The organism is Paenochrobactrum sp. BZR 201-1, from assembly GCF_044987585.2.
Taxonomy (GTDB): Bacteria; Pseudomonadota; Alphaproteobacteria; order Rhizobiales; family Rhizobiaceae; genus Paenochrobactrum; species Paenochrobactrum pullorum.
On sequence record NZ_JBJDRZ020000003.1, the window covers coordinates 19,671 to 28,048 of the forward strand.

The 8,378-nt window shown below is 50.7% G+C and carries 4 protein-coding genes; 2 read left to right on the forward strand and 2 right to left on the reverse strand.

What is annotated here, in order from left to right:
- Positions 1–21: 21 nt before the first annotated feature.
- Positions 22–2,439 (forward strand): phenylalanine--tRNA ligase subunit beta, encoded by a 2,418-nt coding sequence (pheT, locus tag ACI0FR_RS01840; RefSeq protein WP_404907175.1) that lies wholly within the window; start codon positions 22–24, stop codon positions 2,437–2,439.
- A 104-nt stretch (positions 2,440–2,543) separates the two neighbouring features.
- On the opposite strand, the gene ACI0FR_RS01845 is transcribed toward pheT, so the two are convergent.
- A complete protein-coding gene (locus tag ACI0FR_RS01845) occupies positions 2,544–3,797 on the reverse strand; it encodes an aminopeptidase (RefSeq protein ID WP_404907177.1) in 1,254 nt (417 codons plus the stop codon).
- A gap of 452 nt (positions 3,798–4,249) precedes the next feature.
- On the opposite strand from ACI0FR_RS01845, the gene ACI0FR_RS01850 reads away from it, so the two are divergent.
- Positions 4,250–6,736: a PIG-L family deacetylase gene (locus ACI0FR_RS01850; RefSeq protein WP_404907357.1), complete on the forward strand. Its 2,487-nt coding sequence runs from the start codon at positions 4,250–4,252 to the stop codon at positions 6,734–6,736.
- A 125-nt stretch (positions 6,737–6,861) separates the two neighbouring features.
- Here ACI0FR_RS01850 and ACI0FR_RS01855 read toward each other — a convergent pair whose 3' ends face one another.
- A complete protein-coding gene (locus tag ACI0FR_RS01855) occupies positions 6,862–7,752 on the reverse strand; it encodes a cell wall hydrolase (RefSeq protein WP_374830412.1) in 891 nt (296 codons plus the stop codon).
- Positions 7,753–8,378 lie beyond the last annotated feature (626 nt).

Genomic DNA, 8,378 nt, shown 5'->3' on the forward strand with positions numbered 1-8,378 from the left:
GAGGCGGAAAGGACAAATAAAATGAAATTCACACTTTCCTGGTTGAAAGAACATCTTGAAACTGAAGCGACGCTGGATGAGATCGTTGAGAAGCTGACAGATATTGGTCTGGAAGTTGATGGCGTAGATGACCGCGCCAGCTTCAAAGCTTTCACAATTGCCAAAGTTCTCACTGCCGTGCAGCATCCTGATGCCGATAAATTGCGTGTACTCACTGTTGATGCAGGTGACGGCAAGCCATTGCAGATTGTCTGCGGTGCGCCCAATGCGCGTGCCGGTATGGTTGGTGTTTTGGGTCGTCCGGGCGATTATGTGCCGGGTATTGATGTCACTCTGTCGATTGGCAAAATCCGTGGCGTTGAAAGCTTCGGCATGATGTGCTCCGAGCGCGAGCTGGAACTGTCCGACGAGCATGACGGTATCATCGATCTTCCTCAAGATGCACCTGTCGGCACCAGCTATGCGAGCTATATGGGCATTGATGATCCGATCATTGAAATCGGCCTGACCCCGAATCGTGCGGATTGTGCAGGCGTTCATGGGATTGCCCGTGATCTGGCCGCAGCCGGTCTTGGTACACTCAAAGGTGACAAGATTGAAGCGATCAAAGGCACAGGTGAAACTCCGGTTAAAGTGGTGCTTGATCAGCCTGCCGACAAACCATTCTGTAATGGTTTTGCACTTCGCTTGGTTAAAGGCGTTAAAAATAAGGCCAGCCCGCGATGGTTGCAGCAGCGCCTGAAGGCCATTGGACTTCGTCCGATCAATGCACTGGTGGATATCACCAATTATGTCACCTTTGATTATGGTCGCCCGTTACATGTGTTTGACGCTGCCAAAGTCAAAGGCAATCTGACTGTACGTGCTGCCAAAGATGGTGAAACCATTCTGGCGCTCGATCAGCGTGTATATAAATTATCATCGGACATGTATGTCATTGCCGATGATAATGGCGCTGAATCCATTGCCGGTATTATGGGTGGCGAACATTCAGGCTGTGATGAAAACACCACCGATGTGCTGATTGAATCCGCCCTTTGGGATGCGATCACCATTGCCCGCACCGGCCGGCAGCTCGGTATTGTCACCGATGCCCGTTATCGTTTTGAACGTGGTGTTGATCCGGAATTCATGGTTTCCGGCCTTGAATATGCAACCAAACTGGTAATAGATTTGTGCGGCGGTACGCCAACCGAAACAGAAGTTGTCGGTTATCAGCCATATGCCCCGCGTGAAATCACTTTCCCTGTGTCAGAGGTCAAGCGTTTGACCAATCTGGATGTGGAATATGCAGAAGCGGCACAGATTTTGACGGGGCTCGGCTTCGGCGTGTCTGGTGACGGTAAAGCTGTTTTGACTGTTCAAGTGCCGTCATGGCGCGGTGATGTGGAAGGCAAAGCCGATCTTGTTGAAGAAGTGATGCGTATTCACGGTCTCAATGAAATTGAACCGCAGCCATTGGAAAATATGGGGAGCGTCAACGGCAAGATTCTCACCACGTTGCAAATCCGCACCCGCATGGCACGCCGTATGCTGGCTTCCCGCGGTATGATGGAAGCGGTGACTTATTCCTTCATTCCGGAAGCGCATGCCAAAGCCTTTGGCGGCGGCAAACCGGAACTGAAGCTTGCCAATCCGATTGCGGCCGATATGTCGGATATGCGCCCGAGCTTGCTTCCGGGCTTGCTGGTTGCAGCACAGCGCAATGCAGATCGCGGTTTTGCTGATCTGGCGCTTTTTGAAGTATCTGGCACTTATGAAGGCGAAAAGCCTCAAGATCAACGCCGTGTGGCTGGCGGTATCCGCCGCGGCACTGCTGGTGTTGAAGGTGCAGGTCGTCTTTGGTCAGGCAATGCGCCGGCTGTTGGTGTTTATGATGCCAAGGCGGATGCGCTGGCAGCTTTGGAAGCCGCAGGCGCTCCGGTTGACCGCATCCAGATCGAAGCGGGCGCACCTGAATGGTTCCATCCGGGTCGTTCCGGCACGCTGAAGCTGGGACCAAAAGTTGTGCTTGGCTATTTCGGTGAATTCCATCCGGATACGCTGGAACTCTTGGATGTGAGCGGCGCACTTTGCGGCTTTGAAGTCTTCATTGATGCCATTCCTGAGCCGAAGAAAAAAGCCACCTGCACCAAGCCGTCATTGGTTCTGTCACAGTTCCAGACCGTCAAACGCGACTTTGCCTTTGTGGTGGATAGCAATGTGGAAGCAGGCGGCCTGATCCGTGCGGTGATGTCTGCCGACAAGAAGCTGGTCAGCAATGCACAGGTGTTTGATATTTTTGCCGGTGCTTCTTTGGGCGAGAATAAAAAATCGGTTGCGATCGAAGTTCTGTTGCAGCCGCTTGACCGGACTTTGGCCGAAGAAGATCTGGAAGCTGTGGCCAAGAAGATCATCGAGGCTGTTGCCAAACAAACCGGCGGCGTGCTGCGCGGTTAATCTTTTCTGATATTATCCCAAACAGATCATTGTTTGGGATAAATTTAAGCCAATAAAAAAGCCGGAAACCTTGGTTTCCGGCTTTTTTCATATTTTGTCGCTTATCAGTAAGCCCATTCGCCTTTGCGCATCAGCGGCTCATGGCTGCCATCGGCATTGACGCCATCGACATCGATCTGATCAGAGCCGATCATCCAGTCAATATGGATCAGGCTGGAATTGCCGCCCTTGGCTTTAACCTCATCCGGTGTAAGGTTTGCACCATCAACAAAACACTTTGAATAGCACTGACCAAGCGCAATATGGCTGGCAGCATTTTCGTCAAACAATGTGTTGTAGAACAGCAAGCCGCTTTTCGAGATTGGCGAGGAATGCGGCACCAAGGCCACTTCACCCAAATGACGCGCACCGGCATCCGTATCCAGTACTTTGTTGAGCACTTCTTCGCCACGGCTGGCTTTGGCTTCAACGATGCGGCCATCTTCAAAGCGTACAGAGATATTGTCGATCAATGTGCCTTGATGCGACAATGGCTTAGTGCTGGAAACATGGCCGTTGACGCGCAATGCATGCGGTGTGGTGAACACTTCTTCGGTCGGGATATTCGGGTTGCAGATAATGCCGTTTTTGGCAACCGACGCACCGCCCATCCATTCATGACCATCTGCCAGCCCGACAATCAGATCGGTGCCCGGACCTTTGAAATGCAAGGAGTGATAGTTTTTGGCATTCAAATAGGTGGTGCGTTCTTTCAGCGCTGCATTATGCGCTTCCCAAGCGGCAACCGGATTTTCGACATCCACGCGGGAGGCGGCAAAAATCGCATCAGCGAGCTGGCGGGTTGCATCTTCCGGTGATGCATCAGGGAACATCAAAGCCGCCCATTCAGGGTTTGGATAAGAGATGATGTTCCAGTTGATGTCGAAATTGGCAATTTTCTCCAGAGCCGGCTGATAGGCCTTGGAATTGGCGCGGTTGGCGCGCGAAACTTTACCTGCATCTTGGTTGGAGAGAAGCAGTGGATTGTCTGCAGCAATGGCAAGGCGAGCCGCATTTTTGCTGTAAGCTTTGGCCATGCCTTCATAAAGCCAGTCAGCGGCCTGATCAAAGCTTGCATCATTGGCATGCTGATAGCGCGCAAGTGCAATCTGATCATCGGAGAAAAATGGGGTTACCAGTCCGGCACCAGCCTGATAGGCGTGTTTGGCAATCAGGCGCACCAATGGCAGGGCGCAAACAGGTGCGGTAATGACGAGATCTTGTCCTTCCTGCAAACGCAAGCCAACTTTAACGGCGACCTCGGCCAGACGGTCGAGCTTAACAGGATCAATAATATTTTCCGGTAATGTATAGGACATAACGGCCTCTGCTTTTATGAATTTTCTGCGCTGAACATAACGCCTTGGCTAAGCTGTGACCAGTCACAATTCATAGTGTTGCATAAGCGAATTGAGCAGATACCCGTAGCGATGAAACTTTCGATAATACTGCTTTGTTTTTGTCATTTAAACGAGCACGCAAGTTTATGTTGAAATAAAAATGTAAGTTTCATTTCGTGAAAGGTTTATTACAATAAATTATATCAATACACTTGAGTTATTATATTTACTTCATCATACTCGATCAATCGGCACAAGCGCGCTGATACGTAGACACAAGAACAAGAGTTAAACGGTAGCGTCTTGTCTGCTTTGGTAAAGGGCAGGCATAGTTAAGTGAATACAAGGTGTTAGTAAGTTTCCTCCCCCACTGTCGCGTGCGGAAACTTCCTTGGGAGCGCCTTTGATGAGAGGAGTAAATCGTGACTAAAATGACAAGGCGATTGTTTATCGCCTCCCTTCCCCCGGCACTTTTAGCAACCCGAATGCCTGCCTATGCGGCACCGGCCAGCGATCTTCAGCTGATCGCGAAACAAAAATTGGAACCGGCGATTGTTACTATGCATCGCCGTCTGGAGCGTCTGACCTCAACGCTCACATTCATGACCACCGGCGCGCATCCGGATGACGAGCCAAGCGGCCTGCTGGCATCATTGCGCCATGTCTATGGTATCCGTCCAGTGCTTTATTGCATCACGCGTGGTGAAGGCGGTCAAAACAGCATTGGTGCGGAGCGTGGCTCTGTGCTGGGTGTATTGCGTACCCGCGAAATGGAAGAAGCATCACGCTCATTAGATGCCTCGTTGGCATTTGGTGGTCGCGGCCACAATGACAGCGTCCATGATTTCGGCTTTTCCAAAGATCCGAACCAGACAATCGATCGTTGGGGTCGTGACCGCGTCATCGAGCGTATGACATGGGCTTTCCGTCAGTATAAGCCTGATATCGTGATGAACTGCTTCCTTGATGTTCCGGGGCAGCATGGTCATCACCGTGCGGCAGTGGTTGCAACCTTTATCACAGCTGACATCTCCGGCAACCCAGATGAGTTCCCGGAACAGATTGAGGCCGGCCTTGCCCCTTGGAGCGTGCCGAAAATCTATTCGCCTGCTTATGGCGGCGGCGGTGGTGTTTACGATGATGAAACTCCACCACCACCAACCACATTGACGGTAACAGCACCTGAACGCGATAAAATTTCAGGCGCAACCTTCCCGCAGATGGGTGAATGGTCACGTTCTTGCCACCTCACACAGGCTATGGGGCGCTGGCGTCCGGAACCCCAGACCGAATGGGCATTGCATTTGGCTAAAGTTGCCAAGGGCGAGCCAGCGAAAACTGAAAAAGACATTCGCGAAGGTCTGGTTGCAACTGTTGGCGATATCGCCAATGTTGATGGCATGCCTGCTTCTGCGGCAGATAGCTTGCGCAATGCGCAAGGCTTGATCGACGAAGCCCTTGCTGATTATGGCGATCCTGTTGTTGTCACTGCCAAGCTCCTCGAAATCGGCAAAGCCGTTGATGAAGCACGCAAGCAGTTGCCGCAGGAACTGCATGACAATATCGCGCATCGTCTGGAACGCAAGACACGCGAAATCGATTTGGCGCTGGCAACAGCGTCTGGCATGCATATCCGTGCCTTTACTGAAGGAGCAGACATCAAGGCCGGTGATACGATCACCATTAAAACCCTTGTTGATGCGCCTGAAAGCGTGGAAATTCAGTCGGCAGAAATCATTGCCCGCGAAGGTTTGAATGCGGCAGGTGATCAGGTAACTGCATCAGCTGATGCGAGCCTTACCAATCCCTTGACCGAGCAATTTGATCCGCTTGGTGGTAACGGCGATGCCTTCGTGCGTCTGACCGCTAAAATTGGTGATCGCGCTGCGGTAATTGATGTGGATCTGGAAGATGCCTTGCGCGTTCTGCCATCCGCATCGCTGGAACTGAAGCCTGATGCCGTTGTGTTCAACACAGCTAAAGAGCTTGAGCCAGTTGCAATGACGGCAACGGTTACCAATGCCAAGACGGATGATCTGAAGATTGATCTGCCTGAAGGCTGGGCGATGAACAAAACTGGCAACACATCTGACGAAGCTGCAAGTTTTGACCTGCAACCACCGGCAAAACCGGGTGAAGTTCGCTTTGCGATCGAGCCGGAATTGCTCGGCAAAGAAGCCTATGCAATCAACACCTTCTCTTACCCGCATATCGGCCGTTCCGTTGTGCCGACCAAGGTTTCCGTGCCTGTTCAGACCGTTGGTGCTGAACTGCCTGCGAACCACAAAGTTGGCTATATCAGCGGCGGTAATGATAATGTTGGTCTGTGGATGAAGCGCCTCGGCATTGATGTCGTGGAGCTTTCACCAACGGATGTTGAACGCGGTGAATACCGTGATCTGAAAACCATTGTCGTTGGTATTTTTGCTTTCGGTCGTCGTAAAGATCTGGCGGCTGCTGTTCCGGCCTTGCACGAATGGGTTAAGAAGGGCGGCCATTTGGTAACGCTTTATCATCGCCCTTCGGACGGTTGGAACCCTGAAACTGTGCCACCGGCATTCCTGAAAATCGGCTCGCCTTCCATCCGTTTCCGCGTGACAGACGCGAATTCGGAGGTGGATATTCTTGAGCCGGATCATCCATTGCTCAACTACCCGAACAAAATCGGGCCGGAAGACTGGACAAATTGGGATAAGGAACGCGGTCTTTACTTCGCATCCGAATGGGATGAGGCTTATAGGCCGTTGCTCGCCATGAGCGATGCCGGTGAAGATAAGCTGAAAGGTTCACTGGTTTCTGCTGAAATTGGTGAAGGCCGTCATACGCATACAAGCCTTGTGCTGCATCATCAGCTCGACAAGCTGGTGCCGGGTGCATTCCGCTTGCTGGCCAATCTGGTTCAGCCTGCCAAGCACTAAGAGCATTTCCAGCAAAAGTGTGAAGCGGTTTTGCGTAGGATAATGCGATAAAGAAAAAATATGACAAGAAAAAAGCCCCGTCAGTTCTGCTGGCGGGGCTTTTTTTTATAGAGAAATTTAAAAAATCAGTTGAGGGCTGGGCGCTGCTGCGTCAGTAGGAACGCACCGATCGCATCCACATTTTCGGCAGCCGGTGCATAGGCCAATGATTCAGTTGGCTGTGCCGTTGGCAGCGGTACTTGTAGCTCAGCTACTTGTGCAGTTGTATTCTGTTGTGTCCGTACCGGCGCTTGTGGTTCGGCAGCCGCAATCATTGTGGTCGGTGCAATTGCTGCCGGTTCTTCTGCCGTTTGTGGTGTGGTGACATTATATGCCTTGTCGCTCGGCACAGCCTGATTTTGTGGTGTGTAGATGCTGGCCAGATTGTATGGCTCTGAAGGAACAGGCGCTTGCAAGGAGCCGTCCTTATTGCGCTTTTCATAGAAAGCATTGCCGCCTGCAACCAGCACATAATGCATGTTTTTGTAAGGGAATTTCAAACCGGCCGTATGGAAGAACATTGAGTTCTTGGCGGCGGGGTGACGCTTGCCCTTCAATACTTCATCGGCGGCTTTTTGCACATCCGGCAGCGCTTTTGAATTCATCTTGCGGGTCAGAACACCCGGCGCAAACTGGTTTTTCTGACCGACAACGCCACAAATCGTATCTGGATATTGTTTTGACAACAGGCGGTTGATCACAACTGTTCCAACGGCAACAAGGCCATCCTGACTGGAGCGGTTGGCTTCAAAGAACATGGCGCGTTCGAGGCATTCACGGTCTTTCGGTGTGTAAGTATAGGTTTTCACACCATTGACGCGGATGACATTGCCTTTATCAGCGCTGGCTGTTTGGGTCGTCGCTTTAGCGCTGCTGAGCGCTGCGGTCTGGTCGGTGGTGGTGCAGCCTGAAACAATTACTGATGCTGCCAGCATTGCCATTGTCAGGGCAAATTTTGCCGAATGACCAGAGAACATGTGTTTCATCAGTTTAATCCTATATCAGGCACGAAAGTTGTAAGGGCGCAGTGGAAGAGCTCCAAAGCGGGTAACTTTTTGTCTTTTGTGGATCCGTGTGATTTTTTAACCGCATTCGAACCTGTGGGTCAAATGTCACAGTTACAATAAATTCGTGAATGAACGCCTAAAAGACGTGAAATTTATCGGGATACAGTTTTGATGAAACTTTATTTATATTAATATTTTCTTAAAAAGCTTTGGCTGATGCTGCGGCGCATTTTCATGTAACATGCTTTGAAAGCCCCTGATTTACAGCTTTTTGAGGCAAACAATGAGAGGCAGGGCAGTTTCGTTTGGTTTAACGCAGACTTAGCTCGAACATATGTTTAAAACAGCAAATGCGCTTTTGCTTTTATGGTTCCCTATGCCATTCTCAACTTTATTCCTGAATTGTAACTTTGTGTGATAATCGACCCGTTTTTACGGTTTTCATCAAAAATCATGATTTATAGGACAGATATCGATTCGAAAAAGCGGCAGCCGATTTAATCAAGCTGCCGCTTTGCTTATGTTTATTGATGAGGCGATTTAACCGAATGAATAGCCTGCACCGCGCACGCATGTCTCCCGAAAGTGGTTACCGG

What these genes read in the sequence shown, in the direction of transcription:
- ACI0FR_RS01855 (WP_374830412.1), bottom strand. Translation starts at nt 7,752, where the DNA reads ATGTTCTCTGGTCATTCGGCAAAATTTGCCCTGACAATGGCAATGCTG.
- ACI0FR_RS01845 (WP_404907177.1), bottom strand. Translation starts at nt 3,797, where the DNA reads ATGTCCTATACATTACCGGAAAATATTATTGATCCTGTTAAGCTCGAC.
- pheT (WP_404907175.1), top strand. Translation starts at nt 22, where the DNA reads ATGAAATTCACACTTTCCTGGTTGAAAGAACATCTTGAAACTGAAGCG.
- ACI0FR_RS01850 (WP_404907357.1), top strand. Translation starts at nt 4,250, where the DNA reads ATGACAAGGCGATTGTTTATCGCCTCCCTTCCCCCGGCACTTTTAGCA.